Raw genomic sequence first — 20,652 nt, forward strand, 5'->3', positions numbered from 1 at the left:
AATACAGTAAAGAAAGAGTAAAAATATGCCTGATCTTAGTCATGAAGCGTCTGCTCAATATTGGTTTGAATATATTGATCCTATGATTTATAGAGTCATTACCTTTATGGAGAGTGTAGAAGATTGGACCCTGGATGGAAATCCAGAGTTCGAACAAGCAATGGAGCAATTAGGCAAAGAACTTGATGACATCGAAAAAATAGATATGAGCCTCTTATCAGAAGAAGACAAATTTATTCGAATTGTAGGTAATATCAAATCAGGTCGAGGATTACGCTTGCTGCAAGCAATTGATACAGTCCATCCAGGCAGTGCGTCACGTGTTTTGATTCATGCCGAAGAGACAAGCACTGGAAGCCACGATCCGGCCGGGGTCTTTCTCAAAAGAAATATTGTATTTGAGCGTCTCAGATTATTGTCGCGCGTTTTTTGTCAGTACCGTCTAAAACTTGTTTTACGTGCACTTGAAGGGGAAGAATAAATGAAATTAGCGTCTAAATTTGTATTGCTCAACGTACTTTTTTTTGCTGTATTTCCAGCTGCAGCTCAGGATCCAAACGATTCATATAATCAACAACAAACCTCTACTAATATTCAAAAATTGGTGGAATACTTCCAAAATTTTGGTAATTATTTAGGTTATAACGTAACGGAAACTCCTACACAAGGTAATCAAAGCTATTCAATAAGTTATTCGCTGATCAATTTAACAACTTCCCAACTTGCTCAGGCCTATCAGTTTTATACTTTATTAGGTTCCATTCCTGTCAACACTTTTACTTCAGGCAGCACTGCAGGAGGTGGTGGAGGGGGATCAAATACAGGAAACGCAGGAAATCCTTATGCACAGTTTCTGCCTGCGGAAACTTCTGGCACATCTAACCTGAATCCTAGTGCATCCATTCTTAATCCCTTAGCTAACAATACCTTTCCTAATTACAATAATTTGTCATCTTCTGGACAAGTTACTGTAAATGCCTTGATGGACCAAAAAACCTATCAACAAGATCCCGTAAGCCAAGCAGTATTAAATATTTTGGCAACTCCAAATTATACTTACTGCATGAAAGATCCACAAACCTTTACTGAAAACTGCTCTATGACTTATGACACTTTAGTACCGTCAAAAGTGGTAGGAGAAATTCCTAATGCGTTCACTTTTTTTAACGCTAATTACCTTCAGCAATTCTTAAATCATCTTAATAGCAACGCCCTAACAGGACCTCTGATGTATTCAAATCAAGACCTTGGCAGTACCCAAGGCAACGGAGAGGTACCCAAAAATGGATTAACAGCACAAAATCAAGAACAACTTGCAGCCAATTTCATACGCTACGTGACTGGAAGTGTCGTTCCCATCTCATTACCTAAATATACAGATTATGATAATTTGTACACTAGAACTCTGATGAAAACAGGAACTAACACTCCATCAACTGCACAACTGCAGGCCACACAAACTTTGGCTAAATATCTGGCAAGTTTACGTACCTATGCAGCGCAAAACTCCGTAGGAGTAAGTAACCTTTATTACATTATGTCAAAAAGAATGCCTCAAACTGCGCCTAATCAGCAGGGCGGAAGTCAAACGAGCCAAGCACTGAACGAATTTAATATGGCAACCTGGAGATTATATAACACGACTAGTGCGGGTAGCACTAACAATACGGGTACAGGGAGTACAGGTACAGGGGGTACTGGCGGAACCTCTGGGACAGGGGGTACAGGACCCAGCAATACTCCATGGATTAATAGTCTGAATAATGCGCCACCTGCCGTAGTGCAAAAAGAAATTGCCATATTGCTTGCTGAAATCAATTATCAGCTGTATTTAGATCGTCAAATCCATGAGCGCCTACTAATGACTAATAGTATTTTGCTATTACAAAGTGTTCGTACAGGCGCCCCCTCAACTGATTTTACATCCGGGCAACAACCTTAGTTAAACTACGGGGTGAAAGGAGTTCCTTTCATCCCGACAACAATGAATTGGCTTACCTAAATCATTCACCCCAAGTTACAGATCCCTTTTAAGAACTTCTTTATTAAATCATTTAAAAAACATGGTGCAAAAAATGATGCATATGATATGATTTCACCCACATTGAATCCTCTAGTTTTTAAGAAAACTTAAGGCTTGATATTTTCTAAAATCAGGAAGAAACGTCTTATTTATCAATGACTAAGGCTAGCATCTTATCAATAAAATCCGCCCCATTAAGTTCGGAAAATCACGATGCATCTCGCCTAAATGAACCTATCAAATCTTAATAAATTAACCTTAATGAACGAGCCAACATGTCCAAAAATAATACCTATACTTTTTATGTCGACGGAATGACCTGTGTCAGTTGTAGTGGTTCTCTTGAGTACCATTTAAGGCAAAAACTCAAGGATAGAATGAAAGAGTTCCATGTCGATCTCACCACCGCGGATCCTAAAAAAACAATCATTACTCTAGAGGAAGAGCAAGAACCTACGGATCAATATAAAGAATGGAACGAAGTAAAAGACTATATTGATGAACTATTTATTTGTAAAGAATATGAATATTTATCAACCAAAGAAAAGCCCCAAGAAAATGCACAAATAAAGAATCAGCAAGCCAATTACTTAGAGAAAGCTCGAAGCTTTTTTACATCGCATTGGTTTCTCGGTGCGGTAGGCTGTGTCTCAGGACTTGCTGTACTCATCATTTGCCTCGCTACGAGTGGACTGCCCTTAGCGGTAGTGAGCTCACTGGCTGTTTTTAGTACCCTACTAACCTTAATATTAGGTGCAAACTCGTATCACGACGCTTGGACAAAACTAACAAAGGCTAGAACATTAACTATGGATAGCCTATTTGCGCTCAGTACAGCCTCCATCTTAATCGTTTCCGTCGCTTCGCTATTTCTACCTTGGCTTCCCATGATGTTTGAGGCCGGTTTGCTTATTTATGGATTTAGACATCTAGGAATTGCAATTGAAGAGACTATTAAAGAAAAAATTGGTACTGCAAAATTCCAAGACCGAGCTCCTAGAACGGTGCGCAAAAGAACCGTTCAAGGTTTTGATGAAATTGATTTAGATAAGATTGAAGTAGATGATGTAATTATTGTGCATTCTGGAGAAACTATTCCACTTGATGGCATTTGTGAGGATGAAAGTCTCATTTACAAAACGATTAATACCGGTGCGATTTTTCCTCAATATTTTTCTCCGCAAACGGAAGTACTCGCTGGTATGCGCTTAGCCGACAATGAAAAGCCGTTAGCAATACGTGTAACAAAAACTCAAAATTCATCCTTCTTAGCTCGACTCGATAAAGCCATAGAACTATCAGCGCTAGAAAAAGCACCTATTGAAATAAAAACAGGACAATTACTCACTTACTTTATCCCACTCGTAATTATACTGGCAGTGACTTCTGGGATAATTATTGGACTCTTTTTTCCTGCTGCCATAGCAATTCAATGTGCTGTATCTGTTTTAGTAAGTGCATGCCCTTGTACTTTAGGCTTGATCACTCCTTTAGCAGTAAAAACCGGGATGCATAAAGCAGCGGAGCATGGAGTACAATATAAAAGCGCTAAAACACTACAACAAGCAGAACAAATAGACACGGTCATGTTTGATTTGAATGGCACTCTAACCACTGGGGTTCCTAGTGTAAAAGAGCTGTATCTGTTTGAAGAAAGTAAACTTAGTGAGCTCGATTTTCTGTCTTATTGTGCGGCCCTTGAACGGCAATCAAGTCATCCTATAGGAAAAGCTATTTATTCTTTTGCAAGTCAATACAAGATAACAGACATTGAAACAGATTTATTAGATCACTCTCATCATTCCGGGATTTCTGGGAAAATAAAAGATTCAAACTATGTCATTGGCAGCATGACCGTAATGAAAGAAAAAGGAATCAAAATTCCACGCAATTTCAAGCAACCCAACTTACAAGCTGGTGATCAAATAGTCTATGTTGCCCGGAATAAAATGGCAATTGGATTTATGGTCATAACCGATCCTGTGCGGGACGATGCGTGCTGCACGATTAGAGCTTTAAAAGCAATGGGCAAAGAAATCTGTTTATGTACCGGTGCAGATGAGGAAACCGCTCATCGTTATGCCAAAGCGCTGGGTATTAAAACAGTTTATGCTAACTGCATCGCCAGTTCGGCTGAAGAAAAAGGGCAGCAATCAAAAACATCCCATATCCAAGCCTTAAGAAAAAAAGGACATAAGGTAGCCATGATCGGGGATGCAGGTAATGATACTCCTGCAATTACTGCCAGTGACTTAGGTATTGCGGTAGTTTCCGACGGCAGTGATGTTTTAACCCAGCAGGCAGCAGGTATTGTAATCCATAATGGAGCATTATTATCAATTGCTTCTGCGTTTGCTGTCTCTAAACAAACCGTGTCCAATATAAATCAAAATCTGGTCATGAGTCTGGTTTACAACCTGGGTTCAATTTTGCTTTCAGGTGGGTTATTAGTTTCAGTTGGCTTAACTCTTAACCCCGTAGTCGGTGTTGCATTGATGATTTTTCAAGCCTGCATGATTCTAATGAATGTTTATCGCTTTAAACTACAACCCCTAGATCATCTTCAAGAAGAGAAAAAGCAATATCAAGAAGCAAGCTCTCCTAGAGAATCCTCTCATTCAAAAATGAACCAGCATTCACCTCTATATTCAAAAGACCCCCTATGCGACCCTGAGCCTATCCATTTTAAATCTGCAAAAAGCCCTACAACCTCTTTCTTTTGGAATTATTGCCTTCCCAATAAGTCATCCACTGAAGAAATTGAGCTTTATTTAGTTGAAAGGAGTACGAAGGATTCTCTTTTAAATGTGGAGGAAGGGTGTTTCTTTAAGTGATCTAACTCTACCAGAGTAAGAATTTGGTCGGATTATGGCTATCGGGATTCGAAAATTTTGGTAGGCTCCCAAGACGAAGAGCTATCTCGTTTAGGTAGGGAATCTATAATCATCTAAAACAGTAGATAGCTTCTCCATCACCTCATCAACAGAGATTAACTGCATGGGTTCATCGCCATGTACATGTTGCCCCCAAACATCTTCGATACGTTTACTACCTAAAATTTTTTCTGCTGCTTCAGGATAATGATCGACAACCAAGTCTTGAAAAAGATATGGCCCAGAAATAAGGGGGTTGGTCACCGCATGTAACGCAATAACTGGGGTATTTACAGCAGTAGCCATATGTGAAGGTCCGGTATCAGGACAAAGAACCACCGTGGCTTTACTAATGAGCGCCAACAATTGTTTGGGTTTTGTTTTACCAACAAGGTTAATCGCAGGTATCACTTGGATAATTTGGTCTGCCAAGTGTTTATCGAAATCGATGGGGCCACCGGTTATAATAACGTGTACATTCCATTTTTTCCTGGCTCTTTGCAAGACCTCAATATAGCGATCAACAGGCCAACTGCGCTCTGGCTTACTGGCAGCGGGATTAACCACCAAAATCGGACCTTGCTTGGGTAAATGTTGTGTTGCCCATTCATAATCTGCTTCAGTAATAGGTAAATCCCAACGTATAACACGTTTCTCTATTCCTAAGGCCTGAGCAAACTTCAAAAATCCATCTAAAGTGTGCTCTAAACCCGGGGTTATTCGTTCATTAACAAATAAACCATGAGCGTCATTCGCTCGATGCTCATCATAACCAATTTTACGTTTTGCTTTGATAAACGGATAGAGTAAATTAGTTCTTAAACTCGCTTGCGGAGCTAATAATACATCAAAGGTACGCCCTTTCATTTGTTTTTTAAAGCGCCAATAATCTGCAATGTTGTTCGGTTTATCAATTAGAATAAACTCTACTCCATCCATCCCTTCTACCAAATCAAAAGCAGGTTTTGAAATTATCCATGTCAACTTTGCATGGGGTAAACTGGATTGTAAGGTTCTAATGAGTGGCACCGCCATTAGAACATCACCTAATGCAGATAATCGTACAATACAAATGGATTTAATCATTCTGTAAAACAAACCTCGAGCCACAATAAGGACATACCTCTATACCAGTTTTTTCAATTGGCAAATAAACCTTAGGATGGGCATTCCATAAGATCATATCTTTTGTGGGACAACTCAGGGGTAATTCATTACGATGCACCACGTAATTTTTTTTCGTACTCGCTGGTTCTTTATTAGTTTCTAACATAATGTTCCTTTAACGCTTATTTATTAAGATTATCTAATATTTCCTCGATTTTCGCTATCATCTCATCGCGAAAAGCCTCATTTTGTGGATCATAATACAAAGCCTCTCCCCAATGCCTAAGCCACGTTAATTGACGTTTAGCCAATTGCCGAGTAGCGACAATACCTCTATCACGCATCATAGAAAAATCATAATCGCCTTGAAGAAATTCCATTGCCTGTCGATACCCTACGCAACGCATTGAAGGTAGATGCATGGTTAAATTCCATCGTTCCTTTAACTGCGTTACTTCTTCAATAAAGCCTTCAGCTAGCATATGATCAAAGCGTTGTGCAATACGGTTATGCAGCCACGCTCTTTGTTCTGGAAAGAGAATTAAATTTACAAAATGAAAGTCAGGCTTTTCCTTATCCAGTTCATGAAAAGCCGATAAGGTTTTACCTGTTAAATAATATACTTCAAGCGCACGTTGGATTCGTTGTGCGTCATGTGCATGAATTCGTGCTGCAGACTCAGGATCAATCTCTAATAATTTTTGATGAAGAGCGGGCCAACCCTTTAAAGCAGCATCATGTTCTAATTGTTGGCGAACTACCGAATTGGCTTCAGGTAACGTTGATAGACCCTTTTGTAATGCATTAAAATACATCATCGTCCCTCCTACAAGTAGAGGAATTTTCCCTTTCAGGTAAATCTGTTCACATAAAGACAATGCATCCGTACAAAATTGAGCTGCAGAATAAGACTCAATTGGATCTTTAATATCGATTAAATGATGGGGAGCAATTAGTAACTCTTCTGGTGTGGGTTTAGCAGTTCCGATGTCCATATTCCGATAAATCATTGCTGAATCGACACTAATCAGTTCAAAAGGATATCGTTTAACTAATTCACAAGCTAGAGCCGTTTTTCCTGAGGCAGTGGGTCCCATTAAACATAAAACTAATTTAACCATTCATTATCTCAATTAAAAAACAAGCGGTAACCTATATTGAAGAAACCCCTCCCGTTATGAGAGGGTGAGACTGGGGTTCTGATATGGTACGTGTAAATCGCCTCATTAACCCTAGACACTTTCCTCCCCAGGTGAGGGAAGAAGGGAACTATTTCTTTAATTTTAATTATGCTCAAAACTATGTATCTACTAATTTTTTACAATCTTCATTTGTTAATGCTGTAAATAAGCCAAACTTTTTGTTTTGCTCTTTATATATTTTAAGTAATAATTCATTTAATTCAATTTTTTCCTCACGGTTTAGAAGTCTAGGATCAAATTTTTGTGATTGGTTCATTATTTCAAGTAATTGATCCTGTTGAACTACATTGCATTCTGCAATTGAATCTAGAAATAACCGTAAATCTAAATGTGGCATACAAAGCGGTATACTCCGAATAAGTACTTCATTATCGTCCACCCACTCCATATGTATTCCTAATGATTTGAGACTCTGTACTAATTCTATAGAACTAGAGTGTCGCTTTTGCGGAAAAGAATAACGAATAGGAACCAATAAAGGTCTACTTGCCAAAGGAAAGAACAACTGCGGTATTTGCTCCTGCATCCGATGTTGATATAAGGTTATTATATCCACAATATACGGTTGTTGATTTATGAACACTATGATATATCGGCTATTTAAAATGACCCAAGATAATTCCGTTTCACAATGATAAATGCTGTTACTGGATCCAATTAATTTCGGATAAGGTTCATAAATTGTTTGAATCTGATTTTGATGCGTCGGTTCGCTCAATTCATAGGGAGCATCTTCGCAAGTTTCTTTTTTAGCCTTCAGTGCCGCAGTCAATTGGGAGGTTAAAAAATCAAACACTAAACGGGGCTGTTGAAAGCGAACTTCATGTTTGGTGGGGTGAACGTTTACATCAACCTCTGCATGTTTAATCATTAGATACAATATGCATGCAGGAAATCGACCAGGATGTAATAAACCATCATAGGCTTGCTTTAACGCCTGGTGAATTAACTTGTCTTTAACCATCCGTTGATTAATATAAACCCACAAACGATCATTTTGACTACGCTGAAAATTAGTATTACTTAACCAACCACAGAGCTTCATTTCCCCATGTTCCACATCAAGATAAATTGATTCTTTAACAAAAGCACTACCGAATATACGGGTAATACGTGTTAACCGAGTTTGTTCATTGGTTGCAGCAGGAAGAGCCAGGACCTGCTTTCCATTATGTTTTAACGTGAGCGCAATTCCAGGAGCGCTTAAAGCAAAACGTTTCACGGTGGTTTCTATTGCTTGAAACTCTAATTTTTCGCTTTTTAAAAAACGTTTTCGAACAGGTGCATTAAAAAATAAATCCACCACATCTACCGTCGTTCCTACAGCCCGAGCACAAGGTGAAATAGACCGCTCGAGGCCATGGACTCGCAGCATGGTCGCTGTCTCTTGATGTTCAGGTCTGGAACTAATAGTAACTTTTGCTATTGATGCAATACTTGCTAATGCTTCGCCGCGAAAACCCATACTGTCAATTGCATATAAATCATCAAGGGTACTGATTTTGCTGGTCGCGTGTGCTGCAATGGCCAAAGGCAAGTCTTCTGCTACAATACCTATTCCATTATCACTGATCTTGATTTGATTAAGCCCGCCATAACCTATTTCGATGGTAATAGCATCTGCACCGGCATCAAAAGAGTTTTCCAGCAACTCTTTCACTACTGACGCCGGGCGTTCTATTACTTCTCCCGCAGCAATTTGATTCGCTATGAGCGGCGGTAATTGATGAATTCTTATGCCCATGCTGGAGGAATCACCAGTTTTTGGCCCGGCTTAAGTCGAGAGATTCCGCGCAAATGATTGGTAGACTGGAGGGCTGCAACTGAAACATGATAACGGGCAGCTATAGCAGGTAAAGTTTCTCCAGCGCGAACCAAATGGACATTGTTCGTCGTCATTGCCTCAATACGAGATCCGTGAGGCGGATTTTCCCAAAAATAGCCTTTAATGCCTTGAAAAATGGCCTGGCTCAAACGAGTTTGATATGCTGGGTTGGTTAAATTACGTTCCTCAATTGGATTTGAGATAAATCCTGTTTCTACCAAAATTGAAGGAATATCTGCAGACTTCAAAACAACAAACCCAGCCTGCTCCACTTTAGTATTATGCAAATTGGTGAAATTACCCAGCTGGCTTAAAACTCGTCCCCCCATTTGCAAACCAGAATTTATCGTCGCTGTTTGTGATAAATCAATCAGGACTGAACGCACCACACCATTCTGATCATCCAGATCGCCCAGGTTAACCCCCCCTAATTCTGAATAGTTCTCCTTTTCTGCAAGCCAACGCGCTGCTTCGCTTGTAGCCCCCCTCTGCGATAAAGCAAATACTGAAGCACCATTTGAATGTGGATTATTGAATGCATCTGCATGAATTGCCACAAATACATCGCCATTATATTTTCTGGCTATATCAAGACGCTGCCGCAGGCCAACATAATAATCTCCCGACCGCGTTAGTACAGCACGCATCCCGGGTTGTCTATCAATTAATTGTTTTAGCTTCAAAGTAATTGCTAAAACAACGTCTTTTTCGCGACTGCGGTGTGGACCTCTAGCCCCTGGATCCTTGCCACCATGACCTGCATCCAAAACAATAATAACATCACGGAGTCTAGAGGGTCTGCCACTCACCTTAATTGGCTTTTGATTTGCGAGGATAGGGAGTGTTGGTTGCTTGGTCTCAACTTTCACAGGCAACTTTGGCTGTTGTATTTTCTGCGTGGAGTAGGATTTTGGGGCAACATACACTGCTTTTGGAGGAGTAGTTGCGGCAATAGGCGCAACAAGATGACCGCTATGCAGTAAATCAACACGAATACCTCCAAAAGCACCATTGGGTTTCCAAGGAGCTGATCTAAGTTGTACTTTTTGATTTACTTCGAACACGAGCCTTAAAGTTCTAGGCTCCGAATGCCCGCTTCGAACTTGTCGGACTAATCCATTAATTAAACCCAATTGCTTTAAATCGACAGCCAATTGTGTATTATTTAAGTCCAAGACAACTCGTTCAGGATTATTTAACAAAAATAATTTATGGGTGAATGGACCATTAATTGTTAGAAACAGTGAGGTTTGATTTCCTTGCTGTTTTAAAACAATTGATTTGAGTTGGGCACTAAATGTTGTTATCGAGCAAAAACACATCACTATAAAACACAAGAAGCGAAATATCATATTTCACCTGCAAGACGCGCTAAAATTCTTTTACCAGCTGCGCTCAATGCCATAATTTGCATTTCACGTCCAGCCCCCTTAATAGCTAACTTAAAACGAATATCGACTTGTGGCAATGCTCCTCCTGCATTTTCTGCCCATTCAATACAACAGATGCTCTCCTGGGTAAAATAATCTCTAAAACCAAGATATTCCAACTCTTCTTCATGATGTATACGGTAGAGATCAAAATGATGTAGGGTTAGATGATTGCATAAATAACTTTCTACTAAAGAAAAAGTAGGGCTTTTAATTGGAGATTGAACGCCCATATGTCTTAGCATAGCGCGAATAATAGTTGTCTTACCTGCCCCCAAGTCTCCACTAAAGGTCATGATTAAAGAAGGACAAAGACAAGAGGCCAGATGGGAGGCAAACAGTTCACTGGCCTTCTCATCAGGTAAATCTAGTGTTATAACATCATTTAATTCACTATTTGTCATCATTCAGGATAATTCAATACGTGAGGTAAAACATCAAATAAATCACTGGCCAATAAACCAGTTCCTCCCAGTTTTTTTGCTACCAGATCCCCTGCAACTGCGTGAGCCCACACACCGCATTGTGCTGCTTCGGATAAAGAGTATCCTTGAGCACAAAGACCCGCAATAATACCGCTTAATACATCACCCATACCAGCACTAGCCATGGCAGGATTACCTCGGGGACAAACAAAAGTATCCTTCTCTGTTTGAACCACCGAACCAGCCCCTTTTAATACAACGACGCCACCATATTGTTTCTGGATATTTGCCGCGGCAAGGTATCTATCTTTCTGAACCAAATCAGCAGAAGAAGAAAGCAAGCAAGCTGCTTCACCTGGATGTGGTGTTAATATCCAATTATCATCCAGTTGAGGATTTTCGGCTAACAATCTTAAGGCAGATGCATCAATAACCATAGGTAATTGTGAGGTAATCGCAGTCAAAAACAGATTCATCGCCCACTCACTTTCCCCTAGACCTGGACCAATAACACAGACCGTAGCCTGGGCTAAAAGCGGTTTTAAATCTTGGGCAGTTGCAACACCATTTACCATCGCTTCGGGAATTATTGATAAGGCACTTTTGGCATGTTCCGGCCATGTAGCAACGGTAACTGCTCCTGCTCCTGTTCGCATTACTGCTTTAGCAGCCAAACTGATTGCACCAGGCATTCCTGGCCCCCCACCAACTACTAAAACATGGCCATAATTGCCTTTATGCGAATTTTTTTTTCGTTTAGCCAAGGGTAAAGATAAAGTATCTGAACTTAAAAGACGAGCAGTTGGAACCAAATGAGAGACACAGGAATCAAGTTGTAAAGAGCAACAATGAATAATACCACAATAATCCGGGCCATCGGCGGTATACATACCTGCTTTTTGAGCGATAAAGGTTAAGGTAATGTTGGCCTTAACACAAAAATTATCTACCTTTCCTGTATCGGCATTTATACCTGAGGGAATATCCAAAGCTATAACAGGTAGCCCACTGGAGTTGATCTGATTAATTGCTGATGCAATAACTCCACGTACAGGCCCTTTTAGGCCAATTCCTAAAAGAGCGTCAATAATTAATTCTACTTCAGTCTCTAATGGTTCATCAGCCGCTTGACACTCCACTCCTGAATTTATAGCCATTAACGCTGCATGTTGTGCAGCAAAAGGGAGATCAGCCACTGCTTTACACTGGTAAATCGTCACTGATAAACCATGCTCATGCGCTAATCTGGCCACCACATATCCATCCCCAGCATTATTTCCAGCACCGCAATATACGGCAATATGTCGTACCTGGGGGTAAAGTTTAATTATAAGAAAAAATGCCTCCGCTCCTGCACGGGACATAAGTGCATTTTCATCCAACTGATACAAAGAAGAAGCTTGTTGCTCACATGTTCTAATTTGTTCACAACGATACAAGGCATTTGCTGGTATGATCATCTTGTGCTCCAAATCTACTATTTCGAACACTTGCTTATAAGTAGTCTGGTTTAAAGCGTTGTAGCCTGATGAAGTACAAAGGAACCCGAATCGTTGCTAAAGAGATAAAATCGCTCGGATACACTGCACTTAACCCAGGCTAAAAAGCACCGGACTACGTCCATTTTACTTGACTAATTTTAATGAAGGTTTATTTTTAGAAACAGTTGAGCCATCCGATTCAGCGCCAGCAGCTCCAGTAGATGCTGGAGGCGGATCTTCTTCATCTTCGATCGCAAAGGCAATACCTCTACCATTTTCTTTAGCGTAGATTTCTAATACTGCTCCTGGTGGAACAAAAATTTGTTCTGTTTTTCCTGAAAAACGAGCAGTGAAGATGATACGATCGTTTTCCAACAAAAGACCGCGAGTTGCTGCCGGAGAGATATTTAACACAATACGATCATGATTTACATGTTCTCTCGGAACTTGTACTCCCGAATATTCGGCATTAACCAGGATATAAGGTGTTAATTCGTTATCTACAATCCAATCGTAGGCAGCGCGTATTAAATAAGGTTTATTTGATGTCATTGTCATATAATTATGCCGCTCTTAGTTGTCGCTCCGCATCAGTCAAACTTGTTTGAAACGATTCACGTTTGAACAAGCGCTGCATGTAAGCAATTATTCCTTTAAACTCCGGTGCAATTTCAATACCCAATCGAGGCAAACGCCACAATAACGGTGCTAATGCACAATCCAACAAAGAAAATTCATCACTCAAAAAATAGGTCTTATCGGCGAATACAGGATCCAGTGCGGTTAAACTTTCAAATAAATTTGCTTTCGCCTGTTCCGCATTATCTTCTCTTAAAATACGGTTCATTAAATAATACCAATCATGTTCTATCCTGTGCATCATTTTACGGGTTTCAGCACGAGCAACCGGGTAAACAGGTAATAATGGTGGATGAGGAAATCGCTCATCTAAATATTCCATAATAATTCGTGGCTCATAAAGCACAAGTTCTCTATCAATTAAAGTAGGAACGGTTCCATATGGATTAACTGATAAGAGATCAGCGCTGGGTTCGGCCTGCTTGGCAGCAAGAATTTCAACATTCACCCCTTTTTCAGCCAACACAATCCGAACCTGATGGCTGTAAACATCGTCTGTATCGGAAAATAAAGACATTATAGTGCGCTTCGCAACAATTGCCATGAGCAACTCCTATTTAATTCAACCTATAACAAAGGTAAGTACACACACAAAAACTCGCACTTTACCACATTTTTACCTTTTTGGGTTACTTTACGCCGATTTTTCGCCAATAAATTGTTTTTAAACCCCAGGCGACGAGAAATAAAATCGCTAAGAAACCCACGACAAAATATCCTAAACAGTGACGTATTGACTGTACTGGTTCACCCACATAAACAAGAAAAGTCACCAAATCTTGTAAATTTCGATCAAATTGCACTTCTGGTAGATCATGCGCCAATGTTTCTAAAATATTTGGCATAGCAACATCCGGAACGAGATGGTTATTTGTACCAAATGGACGAGCATCATCCTTATAAAAACCATTTAAATAGTTATAGAGCCATTTCATCCCTTTTTCTCTAGCAACTAATGATAAATCTGGAGGTACTACCCCAAACCACTGTTTGGCATCCTCAGGAGGCAAGGCAATACGAATTGGATCATTAATTGTTGCTTGGGTAAAAATCAGATTACTTTTTAATAAATCTTGATTTATCTGACCATTAAATCCTATTAGCCCTAACCCTTTGGCCATATGATTATAGCGTAAATATTTTAAAGAGTGACACCCGGAACAATAATTCATAAATAATCGAGCGCCTTTTTGTAAACTAGCCTTATCTTGAACATCGACTTTTACCGTATGCGCCCATCCATCTGGAATTAGAACGAAGCATCCAAACCATACGGCCAAGTAGAAGGCGATTCCATGCATCCGCATCATTGCCCTCCTAGGCGAGAAGGCAAGGGACGTGATTGTTCATAACGAGAATAAAAAGGCATCAGGATAAAATAAGCAAAATAAGCAATCGTACTTATACGTGCCCAAAACAAGCGTATTGGAGTTACAGGAATTGTTCCTAAATAACCCAATACCATAAAAGCAGTTACGCCTAGAAACAACATAATCCTTGAGTACTTCCCTTTGTAACGCATTGAGCGAACCGGGCTGCGATCAAGCCATGGTAAAAAGAAAAGCAGTAATAGCGCTAAGCCCAAACAGATAATGCCTAGTAATTTATTCGGAACCGCCCGCAACATGGCATAAAATGGCGACATATACCACATTGGAGCAATATGATCGGGTGTGATTAAAGGATTTGCGGGTACAAAATTATTATGTTCTAAAAAATATCCCCCCATTTCAGGGGCAAAAAAAACAACGGCAAAAAATAAGCTAAGGAAAGCAAGTACCATGACTAAGTCTTTAACTATGTAGAATGGATGAAAGGGAATGCCATCTAGAGGATTTCCTTTCGCATCTAAGTGATTTTTAATTTCAATACCTTCAGGGTTATTAGATCCCACTCGATGCAAGGCAATAACATGCAAGAACACCAAAAATACAAGCAGGAATGGAATGGCAATCACATGTAACCCAAAGAAACGTTGTAGCGTGGCATTCCCAACTGAGTAATCCCCTCTAAGCCAAACGACAAGATGTTCACCAATATACGGAACGGCACCTAACAAAGAGGTGATTACCTCTGCTCCCCAGTAGGACATTTGTCCCCAAGGCAATAAATAACCAAAAAATGCGCCCGCTAAAAGTAAAATATATAAACACATCCCCAAAAGCCAAACCAATTCACGGGGTTTTTGATATGAGCCATAAAGTAAACCACGAAACATATGTAAATAAATAACAATAAAAAAAGCAGAAGCCCCAGTTGAGTGCATATATCGCAGTAACCAACCAAAATTAACATCGCGCATGATATATTCTATAGAAGCAAAAGCTTGTTCTGCTCTTGGAGTATAAAACATGGTGAGCCACAAACCTGTTAGCAATTGATTAATCAAAACGACAAGGGCTAGTGAACCAAAAAAATATAAAAAATTTAAATTCTTAGGAAGATAATAGGCACTGAAATAATTTTTCCAGGTGCTCATCAAAGGAAAACGCTCATCGAGCCAATTGAGGAGTCTATTCATTAAGCAAGCCTTTTCTGTTACCAATCATAAATTGTAGCCTGGGCGCAGCGAGCGAAACCCGGGAAAACCATGTTGTTCACCATCCCGGGTTTCGCTTGGCTGCACCCAGGCTACCGATTATGCAGACAAAGAATCTATACTTTGTCCTCACCAATAACAAGAGTATGCTGATCGATAAAATAATATGGCGGTACTTCCAAATTAATAGGTGCTGGCACATCTTTAAAAACTCTACCGGAAAGATCAAAAGTAGAGCCATGACAAGGGCAGAAAAACCCCCCGGGCCAGTCAGGGCCTAAATCGCCCAAATTGGGTTTGTATTTTGGAGAACACCCCAGGTGCGTGCAAATCCCTATAAGAACCAAGTATTCTGGATTAATTGAACGAAACTCATTTTTTGCATAAGGTGGCTGCTGTCTCGTTACTGAATTTGGGTCACGAAGTCTTGAAGAACCCTGACTCAGACGCTGTAACATTTCCTTGGTTCGTCTAATTATCCATACGGGCTTACCGCGCCATTCAACAACCGCCTGCTCACCTGGTTCCAATTTACTTAGATCAACATGTACAGGCGCACCTTCGGCTTGAGCTTTGGCACTAGGTAACCATGAGGCCACAAAAGGGGTTAAAGCACATAAAGCACCTATCCCGCCTAATACACAGGTTGTTTTTAACAAAAATTGACGACGATCTTCATCGATACGATCGCTTTTATCCTGTTCATGATCAGGCTTAGTATTTTCATTCACCATCATTTGCTTATGTATTTGTAGCCTGGGTGCAAGGCAGTATAACCGGGGTCATAAGACATAGATACCTCGAGTCCCGCTTTCTTGCTCCTAGGCTAGGAACTTCATACTCTTACCACGCAAAATAAAAAACCCCGCAGAAGCGGGGTTTTTTAACCAATAAACGATTAACGTTTTGAGTACTGAGTTGCACGACGTGCTTTGTGCAAACCCACTTTCTTTCGTTCAACACGACGTGAATCACGAGTTAATAAACCACGCGCACGTAATTTTCTACGAACCGAATTTGGACTAGGCTCAGCATCTTCTGCTAATCCTGCTTCATCATAAGCAACTAATGCTCTGGCGATACCCAAACGTACAGCACCTGCTTGGCCAGAAACTCCACCGCCGGATACTGTAATATAAGCATCAAATTTATTAACAAGCTCAACGGTTTCAAGTGGCTGCATTACAACCATGCAAGATGTTTCACGGCAAAAATATTCCTGTAAAGTACGGCCATTTACTTTGATCTCGCCTTTACCTGGACGTAAAAACACACGAGCTGTTGAACTTTTTCTACGACCTGTGCCGTAGTATTGCTTCATTTCAGCCATAATACTTATTCCTCAATATCAAGTTGCTTGGGTTGCTGTGCAGTATGTGGATGCTCGTTGCCAGCATATACTTTTAGCTTACGATACATCTCTCTACCTAAAGGATTTTTTGGTAACATGCCTTTAACAGCAAGTTCGATAATTCTAACAGGATTTCTAGCCTGTAATTTTTCAAAACTATCTGATTTTATTCCACCAGGATATCCGGTATGACGATAGTACATCTTGTTGGTAAATTTACGGCCGGTCACAATAACCTTTTCCGCATTAGTAACTACAATGTAATCACCAGTATCAACATGGGGGGTATACTCAGCTTTATGCTTGCCACGTAAACGACGAGCAATCTCACTTGCTAAGCGACCCAAAACTTTGTCGCTGGCATCAACCACTAACCAGTCACGTTTGACTTCATGGCTTTTGGCACTAAATGTCTTCATTAAATGAACTCCGAACCGCCTAAATTGGTAATCTTCTATCATGGACGGGCGATTTTAACCAAAACAGAAACATCCTACAAGTAAAAAAGGATAAAAATTTATAAACAATTAATTAAATCCGCGTAAATATAGCAAATTTCAAACAAGAATCATAATAATTTTTGTTCTCTTGTTTAATCTGTGTGAAGCAGAAACACCATCATTAGTACTAAGCGATTATCTACATAACCCTAAACTATAGGCTCTCTACGATAAAGCGGAATCCGAAATCAATGTGTTTCATAATTTAATTTCAGGTTTCTCTACTTCCACATCCAGACTGCCCTGATTTATTGATTATTCCTGGTCAATTAATAACTGCTCTGCAATATTGCCTGAAATTAAATGCTGTTCAATGATTTCATCAATATCAGAGAAAGAAGAATAGCTGTACCAAACGCCTTCAGGGTAAATCACGATACATGGGCCAGAACTACATCGCCCAAGACATCCCGATTTACTTACACGCACTTTTCCTGGACCATGCATCTCCAGTTCCAAAAGACGGGATTTCAAATAATCAAAAAAAGGTTCCCCACCAGTATTGCCACAGCATTGTTTGCCTGCAGCTTTTTGATTGGTGCATACGAGAATATGTTTATTATAATAGGCCAATGGACTACTTTCCTATAGATTCAATTTTTGTTTTTAACTTTAAACCAGGTTTAAAAGTCACAACTCTCCTGGCTACTACTGGAATTTCTTCTCCAGTTTTTGGATTCCTACCCGGCCTTTGTGGCTTATCCCTTAATGTAAAATTACCAAATCCTGATAACTTCACGTGATTGCCATGCTCGAGAGCATGTCGCAATTCTTCAAAAAAATTCTCGACCATTTCCTTTGATGCAGGCTTGGACAGTTTTAATTCATCACACAGGGTTTCTGCCATTATTGCTTTGCTGAGTGCATTCACGATTATTCCCTCAATATGATTGAAAATTGGTTTTCTAACATGTTGATTATAGCACTAATTAAAGAATTTATCTCTGCATCAACTAAAGTCCTACTTTCATCTTGCAAAGTCATTGCCACGGCAAGGCTTTTCTTACCTTGAGGAACTCCTTCACCTGTGTAGACATCAAATACATCAAAAGATTTTAACCAATTTTCGGTTATGTTTTCTCTAACAGCTGATTCAATCTGCATAACGCTGATTTCCGCGTCAACCAAGAATGACAAATCGCGGCGAATTTGCGGGTATTTTGAAATCGCTTTGTAACGTGGCGCTTCATGTCCCATTAATGCCGCTAAATTGATTTCGAATAGTAAGACATCCTCTTGCAAATCTAAAGCATCTGCCAAACGTGGATGTAATATCCCCATCCATCCGGCGAGAACTCCATTAATATGTATCTGTGCTGATTGACCAGGATGTAACGCATCATGGACAGCAGCTACGAATTCGACTTGTTTTATTTTAAGTGAAGAAAATAAAGATTGAAGATCACCTTTTAAATCAAAAAAATCAAAGACCCGAGTAGGCTCACTCCAATTGACACTCCCCTGTTCTCCCATTAATAAACCCGCAATACAAGGGCGCTCAATGGTTTGTTCTTTGCTCACATCAAAAACCACACCGATTTCGAAAAATTTAACCGCGTTTTGCTGGCGGTGAACATTATAAATCATGGAGGCAATTAATCCTGGCCACATCCCTGCACGCATTTGGGATAATTCCGAAGAAATTGGATTAAGCAACTGTATAAATTCTTTGTTTGGATAAAGTTCGCGTTGTAGTACAGGATCAACAAAACTGTAACTTATCGTTTCATGATACCCTCTGTTACTGAACCAGTGAGACAGCTTCGCAGCGATTTCTTCATTACCACATGCTTTTCCAGCCTGCACTACGGTAGTGGTAGGTTGTGCATTTAAATTATCATAGCCATAAAGTCGTATGATTTCTTCTACCAAATCAACATCATATTGGATATCAAAGCGGTGAGAAGGAATAGTGACCTCCAAACAATTATTATGGTCTTTACCTACGACAACACCGAGCCCTTCTAATAAAGTTTTCATTTCTTGTAATGAAATAGTAAGGCCGGTTAATTTTTTTACTTTATCGGTGTCAAAAGAAAAACGCACCGTTTCTGGTACATACTTCCTATCTTGGGCCTCAATAACTGGTCCTACTTCTCCCCCTGCAATTTCTAAAATTAATGCAGTAGCGCGTTCCAAAGCCTTTATTTGCAAACATGGATCGACGCCGCGCTCAAAACGCTGAGAGGAATCACTGAATAAACCAAATTTTCTCGCAACACCTGCAATGACAATCGGATTAAAATAGGCACTTTCTAAAAATACGTCTTGAGTATGCGCTTGCACTGAACTGGCTTCTCCACCCATGATCCCAGCTATCGCCAAAGGTTTATCATGGTCAGCTATAACCAATACTTTTTCATTTAATGTTAATTCTTGACCATCAAGCAACCCTATCTGCTCTTGATCATGACTAAAACGTAAATTGATTCCACCTTTGATTGTTGCTAAATCAAAAGCATGCATGGGTTGGCCTAATTCGATCATTACATAATTCATAACATCTACAATCGGATGCAATGTGCGAATACCACTCCGACGTAAACGCTCACTCATCCATAAAGGTGTAGTAGCTTTAGTATTGATATTACGAATTATGCGCCCACAGTATCGCGGACAAGCCTCTGGAGTTTTCAATTGGATGGGAAGGATGTCGTCAATACTGGGCGTCACTTCAGAAATTGTTTTTTCTAATAAGGGTAATTTGTTTAAAACCGCCACTTCCCGAGCGATACCTAAAATGCTAAAGCAGTCGGCTCGGTTGGGAGTTAAATCAATATCAAAAATATGATCATCAAGAGTCAAATATTCGCGTAAATCCATCCCTACGGGAGCATCCTCTTCTAATTCCATGATGCCTTCAGATTGTTCAGCCATGCCTAACTCGCTGACAGAACAGAGCATCCCTTGAGATAATTCGCCCCGTAATTTGGATTCTTTAATATTAAAACCTCCCGGTAAACGTGCACCAATCATAGCCAAGGCTACTTTTAACCCGGCCCGGACATTGGACGCACCACATACAATTTGCAAGGGCTTATCCGTATTGGCATTGACTTCACATACAGTTAATTTATCTGCATTGGGATGGGGTTTGGTGCTAAGAACTTCAGCGACGATTACACGAGTAAACTCTCCTGCTACTGGACTTACTGCGTCTACTTCCAGGCCAGCCATAGTCAGTTGACTTGCTAATTCTTGTTCAGTTAATGAGTAATCTACCCATTCACGTAACCATAATTTACTTAATTTCATTT

General features: G+C 40.0%; 20 protein-coding genes. 3 read left to right on the plus strand and 17 right to left on the minus strand.

Annotation, left to right across the window (positions count from 1 at the left end; translation table 11 throughout):
* Positions 1-25: 25 nt before the first annotated feature.
* The 3 genes from icmW to ACWTE2_RS12935 all read left to right on the plus strand — a co-directional run bounded on the left by icmW (position 26) and on the right by ACWTE2_RS12935 (position 4,857).
* Positions 26-481: a type IVB secretion system protein IcmW gene (gene icmW / locus ACWTE2_RS12925; protein ID WP_182392406.1), complete on the plus strand. Its 456-nt coding sequence runs from the start codon at positions 26-28 to the stop codon at positions 479-481.
* Positions 482-1,942, plus strand: coding sequence for a type IVB secretion system protein IcmX (gene icmX, locus ACWTE2_RS12930; protein WP_454785660.1), 1,461 nt, complete (start codon positions 482-484; stop codon positions 1,940-1,942).
* Between the two features lie 356 nt (positions 1,943-2,298).
* Positions 2,299-4,857 (plus strand): heavy metal translocating P-type ATPase, encoded by a 2,559-nt coding sequence (locus ACWTE2_RS12935; RefSeq protein ID WP_454785661.1) that lies wholly within the window; start codon positions 2,299-2,301, stop codon positions 4,855-4,857.
* A 90-nt stretch (positions 4,858-4,947) separates the two neighbouring features.
* Here the strand turns inward: ACWTE2_RS12935 and ACWTE2_RS12940 are convergent, their stop codons facing one another.
* From ACWTE2_RS12940 to pheT, 17 genes are all read right to left on the minus strand, one after another.
* A complete protein-coding gene (locus tag ACWTE2_RS12940) occupies positions 4,948-5,982 on the minus strand; it encodes a glycosyltransferase family 9 protein (RefSeq protein ID WP_454785662.1) in 1,035 nt (344 codons plus the stop codon).
* The gene (locus ACWTE2_RS12945; RefSeq protein ID WP_182392402.1) at positions 5,975-6,169 is read right to left on the minus strand and encodes a zinc-finger domain-containing protein; all 195 of its coding nucleotides are present in this window, start codon (positions 6,167-6,169) and stop codon (positions 5,975-5,977) included. Before ACWTE2_RS12945 ends, ACWTE2_RS12940 begins: the two co-directional genes overlap by 8 nt.
* 16 nt (positions 6,170-6,185) lie before the next feature.
* Positions 6,186-7,124, minus strand: coding sequence for a tRNA (adenosine(37)-N6)-dimethylallyltransferase MiaA (gene miaA, locus ACWTE2_RS12950; RefSeq protein WP_454785663.1), 939 nt, complete (start codon positions 7,122-7,124; stop codon positions 6,186-6,188).
* A gap of 178 nt (positions 7,125-7,302) precedes the next feature.
* The gene (gene mutL / locus ACWTE2_RS12955) at positions 7,303-8,949 is read right to left on the minus strand and encodes a DNA mismatch repair endonuclease MutL (RefSeq protein ID WP_454785664.1); all 1,647 of its coding nucleotides are present in this window, start codon (positions 8,947-8,949) and stop codon (positions 7,303-7,305) included.
* Entirely contained in the window at positions 8,940-10,382 is a 1,443-nt protein-coding gene (locus tag ACWTE2_RS12960; protein WP_454785665.1) for an N-acetylmuramoyl-L-alanine amidase, read from the minus strand. Before ACWTE2_RS12960 ends, mutL begins: the two co-directional genes overlap by 10 nt.
* Positions 10,379-10,864 (minus strand): tRNA (adenosine(37)-N6)-threonylcarbamoyltransferase complex ATPase subunit type 1 TsaE, encoded by a 486-nt coding sequence (tsaE, locus tag ACWTE2_RS12965; RefSeq protein WP_454785698.1) that lies wholly within the window; start codon positions 10,862-10,864, stop codon positions 10,379-10,381. Before tsaE ends, ACWTE2_RS12960 begins: the two co-directional genes overlap by 4 nt.
* Complete coding sequence (locus ACWTE2_RS12970; protein WP_454785666.1) at positions 10,864-12,345, minus strand: NAD(P)H-hydrate dehydratase; 1,482 nt, start codon at positions 12,343-12,345, stop codon at positions 10,864-10,866. The genes tsaE and ACWTE2_RS12970 overlap by 1 nt, the downstream gene beginning before the upstream one ends.
* Positions 12,346-12,510: 165 nt before the next feature.
* Positions 12,511-12,924 (minus strand): ClpXP protease specificity-enhancing factor, encoded by a 414-nt coding sequence (locus ACWTE2_RS12975; protein ID WP_454785667.1) that lies wholly within the window; start codon positions 12,922-12,924, stop codon positions 12,511-12,513.
* A gap of 4 nt (positions 12,925-12,928) precedes the next feature.
* Positions 12,929-13,549: a glutathione S-transferase N-terminal domain-containing protein gene (locus ACWTE2_RS12980; RefSeq protein ID WP_182392395.1), complete on the minus strand. Its 621-nt coding sequence runs from the start codon at positions 13,547-13,549 to the stop codon at positions 12,929-12,931.
* Positions 13,550-13,634: 85 nt separating this feature from the next.
* A complete protein-coding gene (locus ACWTE2_RS12985; RefSeq protein ID WP_454785699.1) occupies positions 13,635-14,312 on the minus strand; it encodes a cytochrome c1 in 678 nt (225 codons plus the stop codon).
* The gene (locus ACWTE2_RS12990) at positions 14,312-15,526 is read right to left on the minus strand and encodes a cytochrome b (RefSeq protein WP_454785668.1); all 1,215 of its coding nucleotides are present in this window, start codon (positions 15,524-15,526) and stop codon (positions 14,312-14,314) included. The genes ACWTE2_RS12985 and ACWTE2_RS12990 overlap by 1 nt, the downstream gene beginning before the upstream one ends.
* Positions 15,527-15,660: 134 nt before the next feature.
* Complete coding sequence (gene petA, locus ACWTE2_RS12995) at positions 15,661-16,278, minus strand: ubiquinol-cytochrome c reductase iron-sulfur subunit (RefSeq protein WP_454785700.1); 618 nt, start codon at positions 16,276-16,278, stop codon at positions 15,661-15,663.
* Between the two features lie 164 nt (positions 16,279-16,442).
* Positions 16,443-16,874, minus strand: a complete 432-nt coding sequence (rpsI, locus tag ACWTE2_RS13000) for a 30S ribosomal protein S9 (RefSeq protein ID WP_182392393.1) — start codon at positions 16,872-16,874, stop codon at positions 16,443-16,445.
* Between the two features lie 5 nt (positions 16,875-16,879).
* Entirely contained in the window at positions 16,880-17,314 is a 435-nt protein-coding gene (gene rplM / locus ACWTE2_RS13005) for a 50S ribosomal protein L13 (protein WP_028380713.1), read from the minus strand.
* A 336-nt stretch (positions 17,315-17,650) separates the two neighbouring features.
* Positions 17,651-17,968 (minus strand): (2Fe-2S) ferredoxin domain-containing protein, encoded by a 318-nt coding sequence (locus ACWTE2_RS13010; RefSeq protein WP_182392392.1) that lies wholly within the window; start codon positions 17,966-17,968, stop codon positions 17,651-17,653.
* A gap of 4 nt (positions 17,969-17,972) precedes the next feature.
* Entirely contained in the window at positions 17,973-18,266 is a 294-nt protein-coding gene (locus ACWTE2_RS13015; RefSeq protein WP_182392391.1) for an integration host factor subunit alpha, read from the minus strand.
* A 2-nt stretch (positions 18,267-18,268) separates the two neighbouring features.
* Positions 18,269-20,650: a phenylalanine--tRNA ligase subunit beta gene (gene pheT, locus ACWTE2_RS13020; RefSeq protein ID WP_454785669.1), complete on the minus strand. Its 2,382-nt coding sequence runs from the start codon at positions 20,648-20,650 to the stop codon at positions 18,269-18,271.
* Between the last annotated feature and the right edge of the window lie 2 nt (positions 20,651-20,652).

It is taken from the genome of Legionella nigrisilvae, from assembly GCF_977063395.2.